The sequence below is a fragment of the Streptomyces sp. SID8374 genome (assembly GCF_009865135.1).
Classification (GTDB): domain Bacteria; phylum Actinomycetota; class Actinomycetes; order Streptomycetales; family Streptomycetaceae; genus Streptomyces.
This window is the reverse complement of record NZ_WWGH01000002.1, coordinates 1,651,402-1,673,803: the sequence shown is the minus strand read 5'-3', so window position 1 is coordinate 1,673,803 and position 22,402 is coordinate 1,651,402. Positions and strand designations below refer to the sequence as shown.

Below are 22,402 nucleotides of genomic sequence, written 5' to 3'. Positions count from 1 at the left end.
CGGGCCGAGGAGCGCGTTGTCGTGGCGCCGGCCCCGGTGCAGGCAGCCGGCCTCGGTCGGGCTCAGTCGACGAAGACCGCTGCCGCGTAGACCCAGGCGCCCTCGTGGCGGGCGAAGCGGCTCTGCTCGTGGAGGGAGTCGGGGCGCCCGTCGTCGGTGTAGTGGGCGCGGAAGGTGACGGTCCCCGTGGAGTGGAACGCGCTGCCCTCGGTGGTGTCCAGGATCTCCAGCCCCGTCCAGCGCATCGCGGGGTCGAAGTCGACGCCCGGCGGCCGGGTCGCGGGGTGCCAGGTACGCAGCAGGTACGGCGCGTCCTGGACGGCGAAGGCCGCGTACCGGGAGCGCATCAGGGCCTCGCAGGTCGGGGCGGCCGCACTGCCGGAGTGGAAGCGGCCGCAGCACTCCCCGTACGTCGCGGTCAGGCCGCAGGGGCAGGGCGAGGCGGGGGTGATGCGCGGGGCCTGCGGGGCGGCGGGCTGCCGGGGTCGGGAGGTGCGTCGTGACATGGGTCCATTGTCACCCGGGGCACGCGCGCCCGGTGTCCCGTGTACGTCCCGTCGCCAGGGCCGGGCGTCCCTGCTCAGCGCCCCGCCGCGAACCGGCGGCGGTACTCCGTGGGCGTCAGCCCCGTACGGCGGCGCAGTTGCGTACGCAGGTTGGTCGCCGTACCGAGGCCGCTGGTCCGGGCGATCACGTCGAGGCGGTCCTCGCCGCGCTCCATCAGGCGGCAGGCCAGGGTGGTGCGCTGCTCGGTCAGCCAGGCCAGCGGGGTGGTGGCGAGCTGGGCCCGGAAGCGGCGGTGGAGGGTGGCGGGGCTGACGGCCGCGCGAGCGGCGAGCGCGGAGACGTCCAGGTCCTCGGTCAGGTGCTCGGCGGCCCAGTCCAGGAGCGGGGCGAGCGAGGCGTCGGCGACCTCGGGCAGCGGGTGTTCGATGAACTGGCGCTGGCCGCCGTCCCGGTGCGCCGGGTGGACCAGCCTCCGGCTGACGGCCGCCGCGATCTCGGCCCCGTGGTCGGCGCGGATGAGGTGGAGGCCGGTGTCCAGGGCGGCGGCACTGCCCGCGGCGGTGATCACCTGCCCGTCGTCGACGAAGAGCACGTCGGGCCGGAGGTCGACCTGCGGAAAGCGGGCGGTGAAGGCCTCCGCCCAGCGCCAGTGCGTCGTGGCGCGCCTGCCGTCCAGGACACCCGCGGCGGCCAGCGTGAACGTACCCGTGCAGAAGCTGACCAGCCGGGCGCCGCGCTCCGCGGCCCGCCGGATCGCGGCCAGGACCTCCGGGGCGGGGTCCTCCAGCGGGTCGGGCCGGTTGGGCACGACGACGGTGTCGGCGCGGTCCACGGCGTCGAGTCCGGAGACATCGGAAAGCTGGAAGAAGCCCGCGTGCATCCGGACCGTCGGGGTGGGTGAGCAGAGCGTGAAGTCGTACCAGTCGACGGGCAGCTCAGGGCGGCGCAGGCCGAAGAGTTCGGTCGCCACGCCCATTTCGAAGGGGTTGGAACCGGCCGAGACGATCATGACGACCCGGTGCGAGGATTCTTTCGCCATATGCGATTCGTAGCACTCACGGGCGCGGTGGTCCACTGCCGACCATGGGTGCATGACCACGGACGACCTGGCGCGACCCGCCACCACCGAACCCCTTCCGCTCGCCGACGCCCTGCGCTCCTTCGACGCGCTCTGGAGCCCGCGCATCGTGACCCGCGTCAACGACTACGACGTACGCGTCGCCAAGGCCCTCGGCGAGCACGTCTGGCATGTGCACGAGGACACGGACGAGTTCTTCCTGGTGGTGGAGGGGGTGCTGGACATCGACCTCCGGGAAGGCGACGGGTCGCACGAGCGGACCGTGACGCTCCCGCGCGGCGCGGTCTTCGTCGTGGAGCGCGGCGTCTGGCACCGCCCGCACTCGGCGGACGGTGCCTCGCTGCTGCTCTTCGAACCTTCCGGTACGTCGACGGTGGGCGACGCCCACGACCCCGTACCGGACCATGTGGACGCGACGACGGGCCACGCGCTCACCCGGTAGGAGGGGCAGCCGGATCAGGGCTTGCGGGCCACTCCCGCGTAACCCGGGATCGGCTCGTCACCCGGTACGTCGATGACCTCGCCGAGCTCCGGACGCCAGTCGGCGGAGAGCGAGACGCCCGGCTCCACGAGCTCCAGGCCGTCGAAGAAGGCGGTGAGCTCGGCGCGCGAACGGGGGCGCAGAGTCATCCCGCGCTCCTTGTACATGGCGCGCGCCTGCGCGGCGCCCTCCGGGTTGAAGTCGCCGGTGGTGTGCGAGAGCACCAGATAGCTGCCGGACGGAAGCTGCTCCACCAGCTTGTCGACCAGGTCGGCCGCGCCGTCCTCGTCGTCGATGAAGTGCAGCAGGGCCAGCAGGGAGAGCGCGATCGGCTTCTCGAAGTCCAGGACCTTTCCGGCCTCGGCGAGGATCGTCTCGGGCTTGCGGGCGTCGGCCTGGATGTACTCGGTGGCGCCCTCCGGGGTGGAGCGCAGCAGGGCCGCCGCGTGGGCGAGGACGATCGGGTCGTTGTCGCAGTAGACGATCCGCGCGTCGGGGGCGGCCCGCTGGGCGATCTGGTGGAGGTTCGGCTCGGTGGGTATGCCGGTGCCGATGTCCAGGAACTGGCGTACGCCGTTCTCGGCGAGCCAGCGGGTGGCGCGGTGCATGAACGCCCGGTTGACCCGGGCCATGTCCCGGCCCCGGGCGTCCAGCTTGAGGAGTTGCCGCGCCATCTGTTCGTCGACCGGGTAGTTGTCCTTGCCGCCGAGGAACCAGTCGTACATCCGGGCGGGATGCGGCTTGCTCGTGTCGATCTCGATGGCCTGGGGGTCTTGCCCGGTCATGGCGCACTCCATGGGTGGTGGTCGGCGATCAGGGTGGGGAACACAACGCTGGTACGGGCCGGGACGGGCCCAACTGCTCCGAGAGGCCGGGTCCTTCGGTGCGGGGAACAGGATAAGTGGTGGTGCGTCAGGTGAGAAGGAAATCCGCCTGGCCCGCCTTGGCGCCCTGGATGAACGCGGCGATCTCGCCGTTGGAGTAGATGAGCGCGGGGCCCTCCGGGTCGGCGGACTGGCGCACCGCGACCCGGCCGTCCGCGAGCTTCATGGCCTCGATGCAGTTGCCCCCGTTGCCACCGCTCCAGGGCTTGTACCAGCCTTCGGAGCCGAGGTCGGCGGCCGGCATGCCGTTGTATATATGGTTCATCACAGCTCCTTGCGGAAGTCCCGGAGGATTTCCTTCGTGCGTTGTGCAGTTGCGGCCTGAGCCGCCATGCGGTCCATGACTTCGAGGTACGAGGCCACCTCGGGGCGGGCGTCGAAGTAGACCGCACCGGTGAGGTACTCGCTGAAGACCATGTCCGGAAGTTCGGGAACGGCGAACCGGAAGAGGACGAACGGCCCGTAGGTGCCCGGGTGGTGGCCGCTCGCGAACTCCGCGATCTGCACGGTGACATGGGGCAGCTCGGTGGATTCGAGCAGCTTGTCGATCTGGGCGCGCATCACCTGTGCGCTGCCCACCGGCCGCCGCAGGACGGTCTCGTCCATGATCACCCACAGTCGGGGGGCGTCGTCCTTGGCGAGCAGGGACTGGCGCTCCATCCGCAGGGCCACATGGCGTTCGATGTCCTCGGGCCGGGTCTGGCCGACGGCCCCGGTGCGCATCACCGAGCGCGCGTAGTCCTCCGTCTGGAGCAGCCCGGGGACGAAGTGCGGCTCGTACATGCGCAGCAGGCTGGCGGCGCCCTCCAGGCTGACGTACATGCTGAACCAGTCGGGCAGGACGTCGTGGAACCGCTGCCACCAGCCGGGCTTGTTGGCCTCCTCGGCCAGTTCGACGAAGGCCTCGGCCTCGTCGTCGGCGACGCCGTAGGCCTTCAGCAGCAGCTGGACATAGGGGATCTTGAGGCCGACCTCGGCCGTCTCCATCCTGCGTATCGTCGCGGGAGCGACCCTGAGCACCTTCGCCGCCTGGTCACGGGTCAGGCCGACGCGCTCCCGCAGATCCTGCAGGCGCTTGCCGAGCACGACCTGGCCCACGGTCGGGGCGGACCGCGGTTCGCTCACTTCAGACCTCCCCATGCGCTGTTTTGCGAGCAGTGTGCCACGCGTGCGCCCCCAACGACACAGCCACTCTGAAAATTTCAGAGTGCCCCTTGCCAAGTGTCCTCGGCAGGGGGAGAGTTGGCAGTCGAACCAGTTCGCTCAGTCATGACCGCTCCTCTCACACCGGGGAACGAAGCGTGACGCAGCCCCCACTGTGAGGAATCGGTCGTGGCACCTGGCAGTGCGCTCATCCCCCGGCTCATGGACCTCAGCCCCGGGACGGAAGCGCTCCGTTACTGCTTCGCGCTGCCCGCGCACCCCGAGTCGGTGGCCGGTGCCCGGCAGCTGACCCGGGCCCGGCTGGAGAGCTGGAAGCTGGGCGCCGATGTGTACGACGCGGCCGTTCTCATCGTGTCCGAGCTGGTCACCAACGCGGTCGTGCACACCGCCAGCACCCGTGTGGTGTGCGAGCTGCGGTGTCTCGGCAGACGTCTGCGGATAGCCGTCCAGGACCAGGGGCACCAGCCCGGCGGCCCTCGGCTGCGCCGCTGTTCCGACGACGAGCACGGGCGCGGGCTGCTGCTGGTCGACACGATGAGCAGCTCGTGGGGCTTCCATGACGCGGGCGACCACTCCGGGCGCATCGTGTGGGCGGAGCTGCCGCACGGCGTGGAGCAGCCATGCTGAGGAACGCGCTGTCCCGGCTGCGCGGTGCGCCGCGCCCGAGGACGGCCGAGGAACCCCGGAGCGTGCGGGTGCGGTTGTCGCTGCCGCCCTCGATGTCGGCCAGCCTGGGGTGCGACGCGGTCGGTGTGCCCGCGCGGCACGGCTTCCGGCTGATGTCCCATCTCCCGCGCACCGGCTGTGTGTTCGCCGACGCGGACCGCTGGTGGTGGATCGTCCCGGCCGGCTCCGACCTGGATCTGGACTGGCCCGAGCAGGTGATGTACGCCCGGGGCGCCGACGTCCCCGCCGTGCGCCCCCGGCTGATCCACTCGCCGGACGGCCTCACCCCGTACACGCCGCCCATCCCGCTCTTCTTAATGGTCTGCCAGGTGGCGGGAGTCGCCCCGACCTGGGCCAGGAGTGCCGTCCCCGCCCCCTGAGCCGGGCGCCTGCCTCTACGGCTTGCCGAGGTAGGCGAGCTGCGGGTGGGCCTCGGTGTATCCGTCCACCAACTGCCGGGCCACCGCGACGGAGTCGACCAGCGGGTGCAGCGCGAACGCCTGCACGGCCGCCGCCCGCGACCCGCTCTCCGCCGCCTCCAGCACCGTACGCTCCACGGCCTTCACCGCCGTGACGAGACCGACGGCGTGGTACGGGAGCGGCGAAACGGCCACCGGGTGGGCCCCGTTGGCGTCGACCAGGCACGGCACCTCCACCACCGCATCCGCGTCCAGGGCCGAAAGGGCCGTCCGGTTGCGGACGTTGAGGATCAGCGAGGTGCGTTCGTCGCGGGCGACGGCCCGCATCAGCGCGAGGGCCACCTGCTCGTAGCCGCCGGACTCCAGGTCGCTCTCCTCCCGCTCCCCCGCCCCGGCGACGTCCCGGTTCTCCGCCATGTATGTGGCCTCGCGCTCGGCGCGGGTGCGGTCCCAGGTGGCCAGGGCCGGGGTGCCGGGCTCCCGCATCCGGGCGTAGAACCCCTCCTGCTGGTCGCGGAGGAAGGCGCCCCGGGTCTGCGCGGCCTCCTGGTAGGAGCGGACGGCCTCGCGGTTGAAGTAGTAGTAGTGCAGGTACTCGTTGGGGATCGCCCCCAGCGACCGGAGCAGCTCCGCCCCGAAGAGCCGGCCCTCCTCGAAGGAGCCGAGCAGCGCCGGGTCCGCGAGCAGCCGGGGCAGTTCGTCCCGCCCGTCGACGTACAGGCCGCGCACCCAGCCGAGGTGGTTGAGCCCGGCGTAGTCGATCCAGGCCCGGTCGGGGTCGGCGCCCAGGGCCCGCGCGATACGGCGGCCGAGCCCGACCGGTGAGTCGCAGATGCCGATGACCCGGTCGCCGAGGTGGCGGGACATGGCCTCGGTGACCAGTCCGGCGGGGTTGGTGAAGTTGATGGTCCAGGCGTGCGGGGCGAGCCGGGCGATGCGCCGGGCCAGGTCGACGGCGACGGGGACGGTGCGCAGTCCGTAGGCGATGCCTCCGGCGCCGACCGTCTCCTGGCCGAGCACGCCGAGGTCCAGGGCGACGCGTTCATCGGCGGCCCGGCCGGCCAGTCCGCCGACGCGGATCGCGGAGAAGACGAAGTCGGCGCCGCGCAGCGCCTCGTCGAGTTCCGTGGTGGCGATGACGGCGGGCGCGTCAGGGATGCCGCGTGCCTGTTCCTCCAGGACGCGGGCGACGGCGGTGAGCCGGTCGGCGTCGGTGTCGTACAGGGTGACCCGGGAGACGCGGCCCTCGGCATGATCGCCGAGCAGGGCCCCGTACACGAGAGGCACCCGGAATCCGCCACCGCCAAGAATTGTCAGCTTCACGCTGATCGATGGTACGGGGGTGCGCCCCGCACATGTCGGCGGCGGCACCGGACCCCGCGTACGGGTCCGGCACCGCCGCCGGGCAGGTCAGTAGCCGTTCCACCAGCGGGAGACCGCCTGCCAGAGCCGGGCGGGCGCGGCCGGGCGGCGCTGCTGCGGGACCACGGCCGCCCCCGGGACGGGCTCACCGGGCGCCGCGGCGGGCGCGTCCGAAGGGGCCGGGCGGGGCTGCGGGGCCGCGCCCGGGGCGTGGGCGGGCTGCATCCCGGCGAGGGAGTGCGCGGGCTCGGGGACGGGACGGGCCGGGGAGGAGATCTCCCAGTCGCCGCTCGGGCGGGCGGCGCGGGCCATCACCGAGAGCGGGTCGGCGTCCAGCTTCTGCTGCGGGCTGGGGGCGAACTTCACCGGCAGCTCCACCAGGTGGCGGGACATGATGTTGCCCACCCAGCGCAGCTCGCTCTCGTCGACGCCCAGCTCCAGGTCGGGCAGGCGCATCAGGAGGGCGTCGACGCCGACGTCCGCGATGGCCCGGCCGATGTCCTGGCCGGGGCACTCGTGCGGGCCGCCGCTGAACGCGAGGTGGGCGCGGTTGCCCTCCATGTTGGCGGTCAGGTCGGGGCGGACCGTGGGGTCGGTGTTGGCCGGGGCGATGCCGACGAGCAGGGCGTCGCCCGCCTTGATCTGCTGGCCGCCCAGCTCGGTGTCGCCGACCGCCCACCGGCCGAAGACGGCGGTGAAGGGCGGCTCGTCCCAGAGGGTCTGCTCCACCGCCTCGGGCACGGTCATGTGGCCGCCGCTGAGCCGGGCGCGGAAGCGCGGGTCGGTGAGGACCATGCGCAGCACGTTGGCGATGAGGTTGGCGGTGGACTCGTACGCCGCGATGAGGATGAGGCGCAGATGCTCCACGACCTCGACGTCGGTCATCGTGGCGGGGTGTTCGACGAGCCAGGAGGCGAAGTCGGGGGCCGGTTCGGCGCGGCGGCGCTCCACCAGGCGGGTCAGCACCCCGACGATGTAGGCGTTGCTGGACACGGCGGTCTCGGTGCCGCGGGTCATGTCGCGGGCCGCCTGGACGAGCCGCTCGTCGTACTCCTCGGGCATGCCGAAGATCGCGCACATCACCATCATCGGCAGATGGTCCGCGAACTGGCTGACCAGGTCCGCGCTGCCCTTCTCGGAGAACTCGTTGACCAGCCGGTTACTGAAGCGGTTGATGTGGCGGCGCACCCCCCGGGTGTCGATGCGCTCCATGCTGTCGGTGACCGCGCCGCGCTGCCGCTCGTGCTTGGCGCCGTCGGCGAAGACGCAGACGGGCTGCCAGGTGAAGATCGGGGCGAGCGGGTGGTCCGGGGCGACGCTGCCGTCCTGGAGGGCCCGCCAGCGCCGGGAGTCCCGGGAGAACTGGGATGGGGTCCGGGTGAGGTGGAGGTTCTCGCTGTGGCCGAGGACCAGCCAGGCGGGTACGTCGCCGTGGAGCAGGACCGGGGCGACCGTGCCGTGTTCGGCGCGGAGCTTGGCGTAGAGGCCGGCGGGGTCGTTCTCCGCCTCGGGGCCGTAGAGCCGGCGCAGGCCGCCGGGGCCGATGCCGAGGTTGTGGGCCGGGCACAGGGGCGGCGGGACGGCGCCGGGCTCGTGGTGGAAGGGGGTTGTCACTGTGGCTCCAGGGATCAGGACGGCCAAGGGGCGAGCGCAGGTGGGCAGGGGCGTACGAGGGGGGTGCGCGCCGGGGGAACGGCGCGCGCCCCCGGCGCCGGGACGGCCGGGAACCGTCCCGGGGCCGACGGAACACCGGGCGGCGGGAACGGCCGGAACCGCTCCCACGGAACGGGGCGGGGCGAACGGCCGGAACCGTTCCACGGCCCGTCAGGCGAGCGGGACGGCCAGGCTGTGCAGATAGCGCATCAGGGTCATCAGCACATCGCGGCTGGAGGTCCGCAGCCGGGCGTCGCAGTCGATCATCGGGACCTCGTCCGGCAGGTCGAGGGCTCTGCGCAGGGCCTCGACCGGGTGGTGCGGTGCGTCGGGGAAGGTGTTGACGGCCACCACGAACGGCACCCCGCGCTCCTCCAGCCGCCCGATGACGTCGAAGCTGACCTCCAGCCGCCGGGTGTCGATGAGGACGACGGCGCCGAGGGCCCCTTCGAAGAGGCCGTTCCACAGGAACCAGAAGCGTTCCTGGCCGGGGGTGCCGAACAGGTAGAGGATCAGCTCCTCGCTGAGGCTGATCCGGCCGAAGTCCATGGCGACGGTGGTGGCGGTCTTGGTCTCCACCCCGGCGTTGTCGTCCACGCCGACGCCGGCCTGGGTCATGGTCTCTTCGGTCGTCAGGGGCCGGATCTCGCTGACCGAGCCGACCATGGTCGTCTTGCCGACCCCGAACCCGCCGACGATCACGACCTTCACCGCGGCGGTGGCCGTGGTGGGAAGGACGTCCTCGCTGCGGGGTCCGGTGATCGTGTCAGAGCTTCTGAAGTCCATGCATCACCGCTTCGAGAAGGGACCTGTCGGGGAGTGTGGCGCGGACGATCGGCGCACGCGACTCGATGAGTTCGGTCGCGAGGAGATCGCTCAGGAGCGAGGTGACCACGCTGAACGGCAGGCTGAGGTAGGCGGAGATCTCGGCGACCGATAAAGGCGCCTGACAGAGCCGCAGGATCGCGGCCTGCTCCGGCTGGAACGTCGGCGAGGGCTCGGCCTGCGCGACGACCATCGTGACCAGGTCGAGTGCGGCCCGTTCACTGTCGTCGAGATCACCGGTGATCACGTACAGCCGTTCCGGATCGCTGAGCGCCGGATCGGTCTTGCGGCGTTCTCGTCGGGGTCCGCTCATCCGGACTGCCCGCCGTGGCGGGGCGGACTGGTCAGGTGGGCACCGATCCGCACGACCATGTCCCGCATCCTGGCGCCGACCAGACCGGCGTCCACGGTCTCGCCCGCGAGCACGGCGAGATAGGCACCGGTACCGGCCGCCATCAAGTAGAAGAAGCCGCCGGTGACTTCGATGACGACGAGCTTCATCAGGCCGTCGCTGTACGGGATTTCGGTGGCCACCGCGGCGGCCAGGCTCTGGAGCCCGGCGCAGGCGGCCGCCAGCCGGTCGGCGACATCGGGGTCGCCGCCGTGCATGGCGATGCGCAGCCCGTCCGAGGAGAGCACCACGATCTGGTGGATGCTCGGCACGTCGTCGGCCAGCTCCTTGAGCATCCAGTCCATGTTTCCCCGCTGCTGGATCACTTCAGGTCTCCCTTGTCCCACGCGTCATCGGAGTCTTCGCCGTGCTTCGGTTCCTGCGGTACGCCGTTGACGGCCTTGGTGAAGGCCTCCAGCCAGAGGCCGGGCGGCTTCTCGCCGCCGGAGCCGCCGGAACCGCCCTGCCCGCCGTGTCCGCCGCCGTCCGGGTGCCCGCCTCTGCTGGGCAGCCCCCCGTTGACGGGAGCGGGTGCCGGCGGGGGCTGCTGCGGCAGGTTGTGCGAGCCGAGCGGGGCGCGGCCCCGGCTGCGGCGCTGCGGCAGTCCGTTCTCGGTCCACTCGGTGACCACCGGGACGTCGTCCTCCATGGCCGGTACGGACGCGGCCGGACGGGCCGCGGCCGCGGGGGCACCGCTGGGTGCCGGTGCGACCACGGAGGGCACCGGGCCGGTGGCGGCGGGCTTGGGCTTGCGCTTTCCGGGCGGCGGCACCACGTGCTGGAGCTGCGACATGTCCAGCGAGCTGGTGGGCCGCGAGGTGGCGCCGATGCCGTGGGCGATGCCCGGGGCGGGGCCCGTGGTGATCATGTCGCGCGGCACGATGAGGACCGCGCGGACACCGCCGTACGCCGACTGGCGCAGCGACACCTGGAGCTGGTACATGCGCGAGAGGCGTCCGACGACGGCCATGCCGAGCCGCGGGGACTCCCCGAGGTCGTTCATGTTGATGCCGGCCTGGGCCTGGGCGAGCATGTTCTCGGCCCGGGCGCGGGCCTCCTCGCTGAGGCTGACGCCGCCGTCCTCGATCTCGATGGCGATACCGGTCTGCACCTCGACCGCGGTGACGTGCACCCGGGTCTGGGGAGGCGAGTAGCGGGTCGCGTTGTCGAGGAGTTCGGCGCAGGCGTGGATGAGCGGCTCCACCGAGGTGCCGACGATGGCGACCTTGGCGATCGAGTGCAGATCGACGCGCTGGTACTCCAGGATGCGGGACATCGCGCCGCGCAACACGCTGAACAGCGGTACGGGCTTGGGCCACTGGCGGCTGGGGCGGGCCCCGCCGAGTACGGCGATGGAGTCGGCGAGCCGGCCGATCAGCGCGGTGCCGTGGTCGATGCGCAGCAGGTCGTCGAAGACCTCGGGGTTGCGCCCGTAGTGGTCCTCCATCTCCCGCAGCTCACTGGCCTGGCGGTGCACGATCGCCTGGACGCGGCGGGCGACACTGACGAAGGCGCGCTGGGCGGAGTCACGCCGGGCCTCCTCGTTGTCGATGACTTCGAGGACCTGGTAGATCTGCTCGCGCAGCGCCTTGGGCAGATGCCGGTTGGCCACATCCGCGTCGACGATGTCGCGCATGACCTCCTCGGGCGAATTGCCCACCCGCAGACGCCGGATGGCGGCGGGCATGACCTCCTTGGTCAGCCGCACGGTCTCGGAGTCATGGCTCAGGATGCGGTGTTCCAGGTAGGCGATGCGCTGTTCGTACTCCGCGCGCTGGGCGGCCATGGCGCGCCTGCGGCGGTGCAGCGCCACGGTGAGCACGGCGACCACGAGCGTGGTGATCGCGCCGCACACGGCGACTGGTATCCGCGCGGCCGGGACCACCAGGGCCACGCCGGCGGCGGTGGCGCCGGCCAGCAGGACCACGGGCGGCAGGACTACGCGGACGACGGGGACTTCTCTGTCGGTCGGCGGTGATTCAACACGGACCATCTAAAACCCTCTGGCGGTTGATTCCGGGATGTATACGCACGTGTGCGGAGACTCATGAACAAGTGCTCGAATTCGCATCAACTCGACTTCACTGCGCGTGAGCTTAGCCAGATCAGAACAGGGGATCGGCATATTCACCCAACCCCCTGCGGGAGCCCGCGAAGAGGAATACACTCGCCAGTTTTCGCACGCACCGCTGTGGAGCGTGCGCGCGGAGTGACGGCGGCCGAAATTCGACCGCGCGCCTGCCCCTGCGTACCGGCCATCGGGACAGCAGGAAGCCCGTAAGAGGAGGTAACCGGTCAATACACCCTCACCGGGCCCGATTTCGTACCGCATAACAGGACAGAGGCACAGGTGATCGAACCGGATCGAAAGGAACAGATTCCTGAACACTCGGAGGGTGAACCGGAAAATCGCTGCGCTGACGCGTATACGGCCGCGGTTTTCCCGCACCCGCCGAGCGCCCCGCGCGTGCGGTGCCGCAGCGGGGATCATGGCGGTCGAGGCCGCCGCGCGACGGCGTCGGCGGGCACCCGGAGTGACGAGAGGGAGCGGGCGGAACCATGACGGCGACAGGTGACTACACGATCGCTTCGCTGGATACGGGGCTCCGCGCCATGCGGCTCTTCCTCACCCACGACACCCTCACCGTCACCGAGGCCGCCGGGCGCCTCGGTGTCGGACGGTCCACCGCGCACCGGGTGCTGAGCACACTGGAGAGCCGGGGGTTCGCGATCCGGGACACCTCGGGGCGCGGCTACGCGGCGGGCCCGGAGCTGGTGCGGCTCGGGCGGCCCGCCGGTTTCGGCCGCGCGGCCCGTGACCGGCTGGGGCCGGTGCTGGCGGACGCGGCCCGGCGGACCGGTGAGACGGTGTGGAGTGCGGCGCTCATCGGCGACCAGGTCATCGTCACCGACGGCCGCGAGTCGCCCCATCCGGTGCGGGTGGCGCTGGAGTTGGGGCGCACCGGTCCGGCCCACGCGGGCTCGGGCGGGCTGCTGCTGCTCTCCCGGATGACGGCGGACCAGGTGTGCGCGCTGTACCCGTACGAGGAGCTGGAGCCGGTCACCCCGGCCACGCTCACCTCGCGGACGGCTCTGCTGGACGAGCTGGCGCTGATCCGCGAGGCCGGCCACGCGGTCAGCCGGGGCGCGTCCGTGCCGGGCATGACCACGGTCGCCGTCTCGCTGGCCGGGTCCAGCTGGCGGGACCGGCTCGCGCTGGTGGCCGCGGCCCCGGCGGACCGGTCGGGTGACACGGCGCTGGCCGAACGGACGGAGCGGCTACGGGAGTCGGCGGCGCTGCTGGCACCGGCACCCCCGCCCTGACTCCGTACATGCGGGTCGCCCGGCGCCGTGCGGCTGAGCGTGCCCGGACGGTTCGCTCAGCGCCCTGACTCCGTACATGCGGATCGCCCGGCGCCGTGCGGCTGGGCGTGCCCGTACGGTTCGCTCAGCGGCGCGCTCCGCCGATCCGTCCCTCCAGCTGCACCAGCAACTCGCTGAGCCGGGAGCTGAGTTCGCCGCGGCTCTCCTCGTCGAGACCCGAGAGCACCGCCCGCTCGTACGCGAGTTGCTCGGGGAGCAGCCGGTCCACCAGCGTACGGCCCTCGTCGGTGAGGCGGACGTGGGCGACCCGGCGGTCGCGCTCGTCGCCGCGCCGGTCCACCAGGCCGCGTTCCTGGAGGGCCCGCAGCCGCTTGGTGACGGCGGCGCCGGAGGAGAAGGTCTCCCGGGCGAGCTCGCCCGGGGTGAGTTCCCGGTCGGTACGGCGTACGGCGCCGAGGAGGTCGAACTCGGCGCGGGTCAGTCCGGCGGAGCGCAGCGGGGCGTCCTCCGCCTGCTGGAGCAGGGCGGCGCAGCGGTTGATCCGGCCGATGACCTCCATCGGTCCGGTGTCGAGTTCAGGGTTGACGGTCTGCCACTGCCGCACCACCGAGGCCACGATGTCGTCGGTCACTCCGCTCCGTTCTCCAGGGCAGGGGCCACCCCGTCGCGCCGCGTCTCCGGGGCGCGGACCGCCGGGCCCAGCCGTTGTGCTGTCGCGGCGAGCGTACGGTGTCCGGCCTGCTCAGCAGCGAGAAGCTCCTGCTCGGGCAGGGCGCGTTGCCACCACTCCCCCGCCGCGGTGTCGGCGGCCTCGCGGAGTTCGACGAGGCTCGCGGTCAGCGCGCGGCGCGCCCGCGCCCGCTCGGCGTGGGGACGCCCCAGAGCCCGTTCCACTTCCGTACGGGCCTTCGCCGTGGCTTCGAGGGCCCGGTCGACGCGGCCCGCCGCCCTCCGGTTGGTGACGAGCGCCGCCGCGAGGAACCCGGCGAGCGCCCCGAGGACGGTGTCCAGGACCCGGTCCCCGATCAGCTCCCCGGGCGGGTGGGTGGAGCCGAACTCCAGGACCAGGAGGGCCATGGGCGTGACGGCGACGGAGCCGAGCCAGTAGTTCCGGGTGATCAGGGCCTCGGCGGCGAAGCTGAAGAAGAGGCAGCACAGGACGAGGGCGAGCGGGCCGGTGCGGGAGAGCGGCAGGACGGCGGCGAAGACCAGGACGCCCAGGAGGTTGCCGAGAGTGCGCTGGAGGGTCCGGTTCCAGGTCAGGGTGGTGTTGGCCTGGTAGAGGGAGGCGGCGGTGACGATCGCCCAGTAGGGGCGGCCGACGCCGAGGGCCGCACAGAGGTACCCGGCGAGCGCGCAGCCGATCAGCGTACGGGCGGCGACGGGCAGCAGGTGCGAGCCGGGGCCGAGGCTCCGGAGGAGGGCGCGGCGGGCGGAGCGGCGGCCGCCGGAGGCTCGTCGCGCGGCGCGTTCGGCGTCGATGCCGTACAGCTCGTCGGCCGTGCCGGGCGCGGGCGGCGGTTCGGGGACGGGCCCCCGCGCGCGGGTCAGGGCGGCCCATCCGCGCAGCCGGTCCGGGTCGGGGGGCGAGGAGGTCAGGGCCGCCTCGGCGTGCACCACCAGCCGTTCCAGGGAGCGGCGTACGGGGGTGGGGCGGCCGGAGGCGAGCAGGCACTGCCAGGCGGCGTGCACGGCGGCGGCCGCTCCGTGCCGGGTACGGGGGCCGGGTGCGGCGGCGCAGTCGGCGGCCGCATCGAGGGCGCGGGCGACGGCCCGGCGCTCGGGCCCCTCACGGCGGATCAGCGCGGGCCCCGTACAGACGAGCCAGGCGACCGCGCCCGCCGCCAGGGTCAGGGCGAGGTGGGCCGGGACCTGGCCGAGGCGCTGCGGGGCGAACAGGGCGGCGGAGCTGACGAAGGTGAGGATCACATGGCCGGGCGGGCCGATCCGGGTCGCGTCGCACCCCGCCTTCTGGACGGCGGCGAGGAGCGCGCCGACCGCGATCAGCACGGCGGTGGAGTGCGTGAGCGAGGCGGTGACCAGTGCGGCGGCGAGCCCGGCGGCCATGGAGAGCACGACGCCCGCCACGGTGCGGGCCCGCCGGGCGTACGGCAGGCCGTGGCCGTACAACGCGCAGAGCGAACCGGCCATCGTGTAGATGACGAGGTCGAGGCGGCCGATGGCCAGAAGCGTCAGATGCGGTACGGCGGAGGCGACGACCACGCTCAGCGCGGGCTTGAACCAGGTGTCCGACGGGCGGCCGAGCCGGAGCGGGGCGGCGAGCGGGAGGCTGCGGACGAGGGGCGGCCTGGGCCGGCCGGGAGGCTGCCGGGGCCGGGTGGATGTATCACTCACCCATATACGTTAACAGATATTACACCCGTAAACGGTTTCCGGGCCGTCCGGCACAGCACGGCGCCGCCACCCCCGAAGGGGCGGCGGCGCCGGGTCGGTCCGTCAGTCCGCGTGCGTCAGCCGAGGCCGCGGGCGTCCTGCTTGAGCGCGGTGTCCACCGTCAGGGCCGTGGCCACGACGAGGCTCAGCAGCGGCTCGGGGAGCCGCTGGTGGATCTGGAGCACATAGTTGTCGGCCGTCGTGAACATGGTCTTCGCGAGGCCTTCCCAGGTCTTGGTGATCCGGGCGATCTCGGTGCCGTGCTGGTCGACGATGGCGAAGTTCCAGGCGCGCCAGTTCTCCGCCTTGATCGCGCCGACCTGCACACCCCCGGCCGTCATCGCGAAATTGATCTTGCCGATCGCGTTCTGCTGGACGATCTCGCCGACCGGCTGCCCGTCCGGGCGCTGGACGATGACGCGGGACTTGATGAACTTCGCCGGGCGGGTCAGCAGCAGCTGCGGCCTGCCGTGCGCGTCGCGGATCTCCAGCCGGTGCGTCAGATACTGGTCGATGCTGGTGAGGAAGCGGAGCACCTTGCGCAGCGGGCTCTGGCCGACCTGGACGACCGAGCCGACGGTCGCACCATGCTGGTCGAACACCCGGTACTCGTTCGTCACCTCGATCAGCTTGGCCTTCTGGTTCACCACCAGGACCGGCTGGTCGAAGAGCGAGCCGGCGGAGACGGCCGGCTGACCGACAGGCTGCTGCCCGACGGGCTGCTGTTGTCCGACGGGCTGCTGCTGTCCCACGGGCTGCTGCTGGGCGGGGATCCCCCCGGCGGCCGGGGCCTGCTGCCCGCCGGCCGGATGCGTGTGCTCGGTCCACCGGCTGCCGTCCCAGTAGCGCAGCAGCTGGGGTGCGCCGCGGGGATCCGGGAACCAGCCCGCGGCTATGTTCGATTGCGTGGTCACTGGGGCACACTATCCCGCGGAATCGGTGACCCATATTCTTTGAATCTTCATACAGCTACTACGATGACGGGCCATGACCAGGGTGAGCGCTCGGACCGACCGGCAGCGGTGCCGCTCACGCGTGCCCGCCTCGCCGCTCTGGCTGTTCGCCCTGCTGTCGCTGCTCTTCTGCTGCTCGGTCGCCCCCTCGGCCGCCGCCCCTGTGCCGGTGGCGGCGGAGGTTCCGGGCCCGGGCCCCGTACGGACGCTGACGCCCGTGCCCGGGCTGTCCGCCGAGCCGGTGGTCATGGCCACCCCCGCCGAGCGGGGACTCGGGACCTCGTGCCACGGCGGATCGACCCACTCGGCGGCCATCGTGCTGCCGGTGCCGTCCGCACCCGTGGCGCTCCCCTCCTCCGTGGCCGTCGTGCCCGTCGCCCCGCTGACCGGGGCGGCCGCGATCCGCGGGCCCTCCCACGACGGTGCCCACTCCGTCGATCAGCTGCGTCTCCAGGTTCAACGGATCTAGAGCCGGGTCCGCTCCCCCGTCTCCGTGCCTCGCGCCGGACCGGGAGCGGCTGCCCGTATGCCCTGTATCCCTCTGCTTTCCTGCACGACCGTCTGCCTTCCCCGCATCCGCTGAACGACGAGGACCTTCCATGGCTTCCGCCAAGAACCAGAACTCCCCCGCCAACGCCCGCCGCGCCAAGCTGGAGGAGGCCCGCCGCAAGGAGCGCGCCCGTGAGCGCCGGGGCCGCCTCATCACCATCGGGGCGTCGGTCGCCGTGGTCCTCGCGCTGGTCGCCGGAGGCGGCTACCTCGTGTACCAGGCGAACGAGAAGGACAAGAAGGAGGAGCAGGCCAAGAACTCCCCCGTCTCCGGTGAGCGCACGTGGAAGGACCTGACCCAGAACCACGTGGAGAAGAAGGTCGACTACCCGATGAACCCGCCCGTCGGCGGCGACCACAGCCAGGTCTGGATGAACTGCAACGCGGACGTCTACACCGAGGAGATACCGAAGGAGAACGCCGTGCACTCGCTGGAGCACGGCGCGGTCTGGGTCACCTACAGCGAGAAGGCCTCGGACGCGGACGTCGAGGCGCTCACGGAGAAGGTCAAGGCCACCCCGTACTCCCTGATGAGCCCGGTCAAGGACCAGAAGGACCCGCTGATGCTCAGCGCGTGGGGCAAGCAGGTCACGGTGGACAGCGCCTCCGACTCCCGGGTCGGCCAGTTCTTCAGCAAGTACGTGCAGGGCCCGCAGACCCCTGAGCCGGGCGCCGCCTGCACCGGTGGGCTCGACAAGTGACCTCCGTGACGAGCCCGTTCTCCTCCACCCGCCGGATGGTGCTCGCGGGCGCCGCCGTGCTGCTGCTCGCGGTGGGGCTGGTGGCGCTGATGGTCGGACGGCCGTCCGCGGCGTCCCCGTCCGCGAAGGCGGCGCTGTCCGCTCCGGCGGAGGAGTCGGCGGACGCGGGGTTCGCCCGGGACATGGCGATCCACCATCAGCAGGCGGTGGAGATGTCGTTCATCGTGCGTGACCGCACCGGTGACGAGGACGTGCGGCGGCTGGCGTACGACATCATCAACACCCAGGCCAACCAGCGCGGGATGATGCTGGGCTGGCTGGACCAGTGGGGCCTGCCCAAGAGTTCGGCGAAGCCGCCGATGGCGTGGATGGGGCACACCGTCAAGCCGACCGGTGACGGTTCGCTGATGCCGGGCATGGCCACCGACGCCGAGCTGGCGGCCCTGAAGGCGGCCGACGGCAAGGCGGCCGAGGTGCTGTTCCTGCGGCTGATGACCGTGCACCACCGCGCCGGTGTGGACATGGCGCGGGCCGGGGCGGAAGCGGCGGGGACGGACGTCATCCGGAATCTGGCGCAGGGCATGGTCCGCGGCCAGCAGTCCGAGATCGGGCTGATGGCGGACATGCTGAAGGCCCGGGGCGCGAAGCCCTGACACCGCGGGCGGCCCCCTCCGGAGTTCGCGGAGGGGGCCGCCTCCGTCGTGCTGCCCGCCGTGCCCGCCATCGCATAGGCTCGGCGACGATATGAAGAGCATCCTCACTCCGCTGGGGCCCAAGGCCGACAAGGACACCGTGCGACGGCACAATCTGAGCCTGGTACTGCGCGCCGTGCGGGACGAGGGCGAGAGCGGTGAGGCGACCCGCGCCGGGGTGGCCGCGCGGGTCGGGCTGACCCGGGCCGCGGTCTCCTCGCTCGTGGAGCAGCTGATGGACAGCGGGTTCCTCACCGAGTCGGGCAAGACGTTCAGCGGGCAGGCCGGGCGCCCCGGCACCGCGCTCAAGGTGGCCCGCACCGGCCCGGCCGGGCTCGGTGTGGAGATCAACATCGATTACGTCTCGGTCTGCGTCGTCGACCTCGCGGGCACCGGCCGGGTCCGGCAGACCGAACACCTCGACAACCGGGGCGCACCCGCCGAGGAGGTCCTCGCCCGGGCGGCAGCGATCGCCGCGCGGACCCTGGACTCGGCGCGCGAGCAGGAGCTGCGCCCGGTGGGTGCAGCGCTGGCGCTGCCCGGTCTGGTCTCCGGCGGAGCGGTACGGCAGGCCCCCAACCTCGGCTGGAACGAGGTCCCGGCGCAGGATCTGTTCGGCGACGCGCTCGCCGCGCTGCGCCCCGGGCATCAGGTGCTGCCGGTCGCCTCGGAGAACGAGGCCAATCTCGCGGCCCTGGCCGAGCTGTGGTTCGGCGGGCTCGGAGACGTACGCAGCTTCCTGTATCTGACCGGTGAGATCGGGGTCGGCGGCGCGCTGGTGCTCAACGGTGAACTGCTGCGCGGGGCGCACGGGTTCGCCGGGGAGATCGGGCATGTGGTGGTGGACCCGGACGGGCCGGAGTGCCGGTGCGGGTCGCGGGGCTGTCTGGAGCAGTACGCCGGGCAGAGCGCGCTCCTGCGGGCGGCCGGGGTCGAGGGGGCCGGGGGCGGCGCCGGGGTGCTGGAGCTGGAGCGGCGCGCGCGGGCCGGGGACGCGCGGGCGGTGGCGGCGGTCGCCGAGGCGGGGCGGGTGCTGGGCCGGGTGGTGTCGGGCGCGGTGAACCTGGTCGACCCGGACGCGGTGGTGCTCGGCGGGATCTACCGGGGCCTGATGCCGTGGCTGTCGCCGCCCGCCGACGAGGAGCTGACCGCCCGGGTGGTCTCGGGCCTCTGGTCCCCGGGCAGCGGCCGGCTCCGCGCGTCGTCGGTGGCGGGGGACGCGGCGCGGGGCGCGGCGGCGCTGGTGGTGCAGGACGTGCTGGACGACCCGGTGGCGTACGCGGGGGCGGCGGGGGTCTGAGACGAGGGCGCCCGGGAGCCTGACGAGGGGCGCCCGGGCCCCTGAAGGCCGCTGGGCGCCCGGGGCTCTGCGAGGCTGCCGGGCCCCACGGATCAACCGCTGGGCCCGGCGAGCTTCGAGCCCGGCGGGCCCGTGGGCTCCCGGGCGCCCCGTACCGTCAGCGCACCGCGAGCAGGTGGTCCATCGCCAGCTGGTCCAGGGCCTCGAAGGCCATGCCGCGCTCGGCGGCGGCGTCCACGTCGAACTCCTCGTACGCCGTCCGGTCGGCGAGCAGCCCCGCGAGGCCGTCCGACGCCGTCGGGCGCGCCAGTTCGTCCAGGCGGGAGGCCCGGAGCGCTTCCCGCACCTCGGGGTCGGCGCGGAAGGCCGCCGCGCGCTCCTTGAGGATCAGGTAGTTGCGCATGCACCCGGCGGCCGAGGCCCAGACGCCGTCGTAGTCCTCGGTGCGCGGGGGCTTGAAGTCGAAGTGGCGCGGGCCCTCGTAGCCGCTCTCCAGCAGGTCGACGAGCCAGAACGCCTGGCGCAGGTCGCCCGCGCCGAAGCGGAGGTCCTGGTCGTACTTGATGCCGGACTGGCCGTTGAGGTCGATGTGGAAGAGCTTGCCGGCCCACATGGCCTGGGCGATGCCGTGCGGGAAGTTGAGCCCGGCCATCTGCTCGTGCCCGGTCTCGGGGTTGACGCCGACCAGTTCGGGGCGCTCCAGGCGTTCGATGAAGGCGAGGGCGTGGCCGATGGTGGGCAGCAGGATGTCGCCGCGCGGCTCGTTCGGCTTGGGCTCGATGGCGAAGCGGAGGTCGTACCCCTGCTCGGTGACGTAGTCGCCCAGCAGGTCGAAGGCCTCCTTCATCCGGTGCAGGGCGAGCCGGACGTCCTTGGCCCCGCCGGATTCCGCCCCCTCGCGGCCGCCCCAGGCGACGAAGGTGGTGGCGCCGAGTTCGACGGCGAGGTCGATGTTGCGCAGGGTCTTGCGGAGCGCGTAACGGCGTACGTCGCGGTCGTTGGCGGTGAACCCGCCGTCCTTGAAGACCGGGTGGGTGAAGAGGTTGGTCGTCACCATGGGCACGACGAGACCGCTGGAGTCGACCGCCTGCCGGAACCGCTTGACGACCGCCTCGCGCTCGGTGTCCGTGGAGCCGAAGGGGATCAGGTCGTCGTCGTGGAAGGTCACGCCCCAGGCGCCGAGCTCTGCGAGCCGCTGGACGGACTCGACGGGGTCGATGGCCGCGCGGGTGGCGTCGCCGAAGGGGTCCCGGCCCTGCCAGCCCACGGTCCACAGGCCGAAGCTGAACTTGTCCTCGGGGGTGGGGGTGAAGCGTTCCGTCATCGTCGTCCGACCGCCTTCGCCTGCCGTCGGGAGCCGGGCCGGAGCCCGGCACCCCTATTTGTTCAGTGTCATGACTAATCATGCACACGGTCTCCGTCCGGCGTAACCCCCTGGTCGGCGACGAGTCCGGCGGAGGCCTGTTCCCCAGGCCGTGGATCACGTAATTTGTTCGCGGTACAGCCGAATGAGCCCCACCCGCCGCACCGCACAAGCCCCACCCGCCACACGAAAGAGGCCGCCCATGCCGTCACGTACCGTCGTCATCGGCGTGGACAGCTCCACCCAGTCCACCAAGGCCGCCGTGATCGACGCCGTGACCGGCGAACAGCTCGCCGTGGGCCGCGCCCCGCACACCGTCACCGGGGAGGGCGGCGCCCGGGAGAGCGACCCGGAGGTCTGGTGGCGGGCGCTGGGCGACGCGGTGGCGGCCGGGCTGAAGGAGTCGGGCCTGACCGCCCGCTCGGTCACCGGGATCGCGGTCGCCGGACAGCAGCACGGGCTCGTCGTGCTGGACCGCTCGGGCCGCCCGCTGCGGCCCGCCCTGCTGTGGAACGACACCCGCTCCGCCCCGCAGGCCCTGGCTCTCACCGCGAAGCTCGGCGGGCCCGACGCCTGGACCGCGCGGACCGGTTCCGTGCCGGTCGCCTCGATCACCGCCTCCAAGTGGCAGTGGCTGCGCGAGAACGACCCGGACGCGGCGAAGGCCGCCGTGGGCGTACGGCTGCCGCACGACTTCCTCACCGAGCGCCTCGCGGGCGTGGCGGCGACCGACCCCGGGGACGCCTCCGGCACCGGCTGGTACGCCACCGCGACCGGCGCCTACGACCCCGAGCTGCTGGACCTCCTCGGCCTGGACCCGGCCCTCCTCCCCGAGGTCGCGCCCACCGGGGCCACCCGGGTCGGCTCGCTCACCGACGCGGCGGCCGAAGCGCTGGGGCTGCCCGCCGGGATCGCGGTCGCGGCGGGGACCGGCGACAACATGAGCGCGGCCGTGGGCCTCGGGCTCGGCGGCGCCGGGCTGCTGGACCACCCGGTCCTCTCCCTCGGCACCTCGGGCGTGGTCTTCGCCGCCTCCCGTACGCGCTCCACCGACCCGGCCCTCTCCGGGTTCGCCGCCGCCGACGGTACGTACCTCCCGCTGGCCTGCACCCTCAACTGCACGCTCGCCGTGGACAAGGTCGCTTCCCTGCTCGGCCTGCACCGCGAGGACACCGCCCCCGGTGGCGAAGCCGTACTCCTCCCCTATCTCGACGGCGAACGCACCCCCGACCTGCCCTTCGCATCCGGACTCCTCACCGGCCTGCGCCACGACACCACCCCGCAGCAACTCCTCGGCGCCGCCTACGAAGGCGCGGCCGTCACCGTGCTGCGCGCCCTGGACACGCTGCTACGGGCCTGCGGCCTGGATCCCGACGCCCCCGAGGTCGCCGCCCGCCCGCTGCGGCTGATCGGCGGCGGGGCGCAGGGGCGCAGCTGGGTGGAGACGGTGCGCAGGCTCTCGGGCCGCCCGGTCGTCATCCCGGCGGGCGGTGAGCTGGTCGCCCTGGGCGCGGCCGCGCTCGCCGCCTCGGCGGCGGGCGGCGGGGACCCGGTGGCGCTGGCGACCTCCTGGGGTGCGGGGGACACGGGCAGTCAACTCGACGCCCAGGAACGGGACATGGAGACCTGGCAGCGGGTCACCTCGGTGCTGGACCGCGCCTCGGGGCCGCTGCTCGGCGGCTGACGGATGAGCCGG

The 22,402-nt window shown here is 72.7% G+C and carries 24 protein-coding genes; 9 read left to right on the top strand and 15 right to left on the bottom strand.

Annotated elements, in window-relative coordinates; translation table 11 throughout:
- Positions 1 to 62: 62 nt before the first annotated feature.
- Both GTY67_RS30750 and GTY67_RS30745 read right to left on the bottom strand, forming a co-directional pair.
- Positions 63 to 506 (bottom strand): YchJ family metal-binding protein, encoded by a 444-nt coding sequence (locus GTY67_RS30750; protein WP_093689794.1) that lies wholly within the window; start codon positions 504 to 506, stop codon positions 63 to 65.
- Between the two features lie 74 nt (positions 507 to 580).
- A complete protein-coding gene (locus GTY67_RS30745; protein WP_161281198.1) occupies positions 581 to 1,546 on the bottom strand; it encodes a helix-turn-helix domain-containing protein in 966 nt (321 codons plus the stop codon).
- 52 nt (positions 1,547 to 1,598) lie between these two features.
- Here GTY67_RS30745 and GTY67_RS30740 point away from each other — a divergent pair, with 52 nt between their 5' ends.
- Complete coding sequence (locus tag GTY67_RS30740; RefSeq protein WP_161281197.1) at positions 1,599 to 2,027, top strand: cupin domain-containing protein; 429 nt, start codon at positions 1,599 to 1,601, stop codon at positions 2,025 to 2,027.
- A gap of 14 nt (positions 2,028 to 2,041) precedes the next feature.
- Here the strand turns inward: GTY67_RS30740 and GTY67_RS30735 are convergent, their stop codons facing one another.
- The 3 genes from GTY67_RS30735 to GTY67_RS30725 form a co-directional block, all read right to left on the bottom strand.
- Positions 2,042 to 2,851, bottom strand: a complete 810-nt coding sequence (locus GTY67_RS30735; RefSeq protein WP_093689800.1) for an SAM-dependent methyltransferase — start codon at positions 2,849 to 2,851, stop codon at positions 2,042 to 2,044.
- A gap of 127 nt (positions 2,852 to 2,978) precedes the next feature.
- A complete protein-coding gene (locus tag GTY67_RS30730) occupies positions 2,979 to 3,215 on the bottom strand; it encodes a DUF397 domain-containing protein (protein WP_093689802.1) in 237 nt (78 codons plus the stop codon).
- Positions 3,215 to 4,075, bottom strand: coding sequence for a helix-turn-helix transcriptional regulator (locus GTY67_RS30725; RefSeq protein WP_093689804.1), 861 nt, complete (start codon positions 4,073 to 4,075; stop codon positions 3,215 to 3,217). The genes GTY67_RS30730 and GTY67_RS30725 overlap by 1 nt, the downstream gene beginning before the upstream one ends.
- A 207-nt stretch (positions 4,076 to 4,282) precedes the next feature.
- Here GTY67_RS30725 and GTY67_RS30720 point away from each other — a divergent pair, with 207 nt between their 5' ends.
- Positions 4,283 to 4,741: an ATP-binding protein gene (locus GTY67_RS30720; protein WP_161281196.1), complete on the top strand. Its 459-nt coding sequence runs from the start codon at positions 4,283 to 4,285 to the stop codon at positions 4,739 to 4,741.
- A complete protein-coding gene (locus GTY67_RS30715) occupies positions 4,735 to 5,160 on the top strand; it encodes a hypothetical protein (RefSeq protein WP_161281195.1) in 426 nt (141 codons plus the stop codon). The genes GTY67_RS30720 and GTY67_RS30715 overlap by 7 nt, the downstream gene beginning before the upstream one ends.
- 15 nt (positions 5,161 to 5,175) lie before the next feature.
- Here the strand turns inward: GTY67_RS30715 and GTY67_RS30710 are convergent, their stop codons facing one another.
- The 6 genes from GTY67_RS30710 to GTY67_RS30685 form a co-directional block, all read right to left on the bottom strand.
- Complete coding sequence (locus tag GTY67_RS30710) at positions 5,176 to 6,522, bottom strand: 6-phospho-beta-glucosidase (RefSeq protein ID WP_161281194.1); 1,347 nt, start codon at positions 6,520 to 6,522, stop codon at positions 5,176 to 5,178.
- Between the two features lie 87 nt (positions 6,523 to 6,609).
- The gene (locus GTY67_RS30705; RefSeq protein ID WP_161281193.1) at positions 6,610 to 8,175 is read right to left on the bottom strand and encodes a cytochrome P450; all 1,566 of its coding nucleotides are present in this window, start codon (positions 8,173 to 8,175) and stop codon (positions 6,610 to 6,612) included.
- 210 nt (positions 8,176 to 8,385) lie between these two features.
- Positions 8,386 to 9,000, bottom strand: a complete 615-nt coding sequence (locus GTY67_RS30700) for an ATP/GTP-binding protein (protein ID WP_093691737.1) — start codon at positions 8,998 to 9,000, stop codon at positions 8,386 to 8,388.
- On the bottom strand, positions 8,981 to 9,352 hold the full coding sequence (locus tag GTY67_RS30695) for a DUF742 domain-containing protein (protein WP_026241710.1): 372 nt from the start codon (positions 9,350 to 9,352) through the stop codon (positions 8,981 to 8,983). Before GTY67_RS30695 ends, GTY67_RS30700 begins: the two co-directional genes overlap by 20 nt.
- The gene (locus GTY67_RS30690; RefSeq protein WP_006128841.1) at positions 9,349 to 9,756 is read right to left on the bottom strand and encodes a roadblock/LC7 domain-containing protein; all 408 of its coding nucleotides are present in this window, start codon (positions 9,754 to 9,756) and stop codon (positions 9,349 to 9,351) included. Before GTY67_RS30690 ends, GTY67_RS30695 begins: the two co-directional genes overlap by 4 nt.
- Positions 9,753 to 11,423, bottom strand: a complete 1,671-nt coding sequence (locus GTY67_RS30685) for a sensor histidine kinase (protein WP_161281192.1) — start codon at positions 11,421 to 11,423, stop codon at positions 9,753 to 9,755. The genes GTY67_RS30690 and GTY67_RS30685 overlap by 4 nt, the downstream gene beginning before the upstream one ends.
- Before the next feature lie 566 nt (positions 11,424 to 11,989).
- On the opposite strand from GTY67_RS30685, the gene GTY67_RS30680 reads away from it, so the two are divergent.
- Positions 11,990 to 12,754 (top strand): IclR family transcriptional regulator, encoded by a 765-nt coding sequence (locus GTY67_RS30680; protein WP_161281191.1) that lies wholly within the window; start codon positions 11,990 to 11,992, stop codon positions 12,752 to 12,754.
- Positions 12,755 to 12,878: 124 nt separating this feature from the next.
- On the opposite strand, the gene GTY67_RS30675 is transcribed toward GTY67_RS30680, so the two are convergent.
- The 3 genes from GTY67_RS30675 to GTY67_RS30665 form a co-directional block, all read right to left on the bottom strand.
- Positions 12,879 to 13,385, bottom strand: coding sequence for a MarR family transcriptional regulator (locus GTY67_RS30675; protein WP_093691731.1), 507 nt, complete (start codon positions 13,383 to 13,385; stop codon positions 12,879 to 12,881).
- The gene (locus tag GTY67_RS30670) at positions 13,382 to 15,109 is read right to left on the bottom strand and encodes an FUSC family protein (RefSeq protein WP_161281190.1); all 1,728 of its coding nucleotides are present in this window, start codon (positions 15,107 to 15,109) and stop codon (positions 13,382 to 13,384) included. Before GTY67_RS30670 ends, GTY67_RS30675 begins: the two co-directional genes overlap by 4 nt.
- Positions 15,110 to 15,225: 116 nt before the next feature.
- Positions 15,226 to 16,062, bottom strand: coding sequence for a phospholipid scramblase-related protein (locus GTY67_RS30665; RefSeq protein ID WP_161281189.1), 837 nt, complete (start codon positions 16,060 to 16,062; stop codon positions 15,226 to 15,228).
- Positions 16,063 to 16,135: 73 nt separating this feature from the next.
- Here GTY67_RS30665 and GTY67_RS30660 point away from each other — a divergent pair, with 73 nt between their 5' ends.
- The 4 genes from GTY67_RS30660 to GTY67_RS30645 all read left to right on the top strand — a co-directional run bounded on the left by GTY67_RS30660 (position 16,136) and on the right by GTY67_RS30645 (position 19,343).
- A complete protein-coding gene (locus GTY67_RS30660) occupies positions 16,136 to 16,570 on the top strand; it encodes a hypothetical protein (RefSeq protein WP_161281188.1) in 435 nt (144 codons plus the stop codon).
- A 130-nt stretch (positions 16,571 to 16,700) separates the two neighbouring features.
- On the top strand, positions 16,701 to 17,351 hold the full coding sequence (locus tag GTY67_RS30655; RefSeq protein ID WP_161281187.1) for a DUF3105 domain-containing protein: 651 nt from the start codon (positions 16,701 to 16,703) through the stop codon (positions 17,349 to 17,351).
- Entirely contained in the window at positions 17,348 to 18,004 is a 657-nt protein-coding gene (locus GTY67_RS30650; RefSeq protein WP_343238793.1) for a DUF305 domain-containing protein, read from the top strand. Before GTY67_RS30655 ends, GTY67_RS30650 begins: the two co-directional genes overlap by 4 nt.
- A 91-nt stretch (positions 18,005 to 18,095) precedes the next feature.
- Positions 18,096 to 19,343 (top strand): ROK family protein, encoded by a 1,248-nt coding sequence (locus GTY67_RS30645; RefSeq protein WP_161281186.1) that lies wholly within the window; start codon positions 18,096 to 18,098, stop codon positions 19,341 to 19,343.
- A 157-nt stretch (positions 19,344 to 19,500) separates the two neighbouring features.
- Here GTY67_RS30645 and xylA read toward each other — a convergent pair whose 3' ends face one another.
- Positions 19,501 to 20,667, bottom strand: a complete 1,167-nt coding sequence (gene xylA, locus GTY67_RS30640) for a xylose isomerase (protein WP_161281185.1) — start codon at positions 20,665 to 20,667, stop codon at positions 19,501 to 19,503.
- A 241-nt stretch (positions 20,668 to 20,908) separates the two neighbouring features.
- On the opposite strand from xylA, the gene xylB reads away from it, so the two are divergent.
- Positions 20,909 to 22,390 carry a xylulokinase gene (xylB, locus tag GTY67_RS30635; protein ID WP_161281184.1) on the top strand — a complete coding sequence of 494 codons (1,482 nt, stop codon included), beginning with the start codon at positions 20,909 to 20,911 and terminating at the stop codon, positions 22,388 to 22,390.
- Positions 22,391 to 22,402: the final 12 nt, after the last annotated feature.